The sequence below is a fragment of the Moorena sp. SIO3I6 genome, assembly GCF_010672095.1.
The window spans coordinates 1-1103 of record NZ_JAAHHU010001646.1 but is presented as its reverse complement, the minus strand read 5'-3'; the positions used below and the strand labels follow the sequence as shown (position 1 = coordinate 1103).

Below are 1103 nucleotides of genomic sequence, written 5' to 3'. Positions count from 1 at the left end.
GTGATGGTATTCTTGCTTTGAACCAGAGTTGCTTCAAACCGGGTGGGTACTCCCCCTTGCCAGTAAGTTCCGAGCCAAGTGCCAGTTAAGTCTGCCATGAACACCAAATTTTAGTGAGGAGTTAACTTACTATTATACTATATTTTGGGTATATGTAGCAAACTTTGATAGGTGCTGGGATTAAGAAGACACCGAAACAGGGGAAAGGTGCTGCTCATTGTAACTAGGAGGCTCTAGAGACTAGACCTATTTTGACATCAAAGATGAAGTTGTTCCAATGTTAGTGCAGCAAAACCACCAGACTCGTCATACTTGACCTTCAATTGTTGCAACTTTGACGGTGTTACCAGCCAATTTGCTGCGAGAGTACAGGGAGTACCAACACTTACTTGATCTGGACAACTGATAGAAACTCCATCAGGTAAAAAGAAGGTGTTATGTCCTTCCCAACCCCAGTTTAATTGAATTGCTACAGGCTCAGAAATCTTTAAATCAGGGGTCATGGTAACAGAGGTTCCTTGCCAATTCCCACTCAGATTTCTCTCGGACACCTGTTCTATTTCTTTAGACCAATACTGACTAGGAAAACCCCTGGCATCTTCACGAATATTCGCTGTTCGGAACAAAGCTCCTTGTTTATCGTAAACAATCCCGACACTATGTCGTAATTCCTCGTACCTAAAAAATAATTCAACACCAAAATACGAATCGGGTTTTAATTGTCTTGTTACCCAAGCAGTATGACCAGATTCAAAGCAAATAGTTCTCATCGAATCAGCTTGTGGGTGAAATATGCCATCAGGTAAATTATTTTCTTGCTGATTATAGTCCCAACTTTCTTCTTTGAAGTTATCTTCAGCGTAGATATAGCGATTTACTTGATGAATTTCAGTTTTCTCTGGATTGCTCTGAAAGCTTCTCAGACTTTGAAATGATTCTTTTACTTCTCCTGAAGGAGAATACCTTGTCCAAATCCCATGCCAATCCCGCAGGTGTGCCGTGAAATTTTTCCAGTTTTGTTCTTTTAAATCCATATACTTATAGCCAGCTCTAGCTTAGTCTATTTTAGCGTTCGCGAAGCGGCTCCATTTGCGTAGCTTGGA

Annotated in this window: 1 protein-coding gene; it reads right to left on the bottom strand. The window is 41.0% G+C overall.

The features are described from left to right. Positions 1 to 257 precede the first annotated feature (257 nt). Entirely contained in the window at positions 258 to 1034 is a 777-nt protein-coding gene (locus F6K49_RS51980; RefSeq protein ID WP_293110856.1) for a DUF3598 family protein, read from the bottom strand. Positions 1035 to 1103 lie beyond the last annotated feature (69 nt).

Bases quoted from the DNA above. Each gene is read 5' to 3' on its own strand.
- F6K49_RS51980 (WP_293110856.1), bottom strand. From the start codon at position 1,034: ATGGATTTAAAAGAACAAAACTGGAAAAATTTCACGGCACACCTGCGG.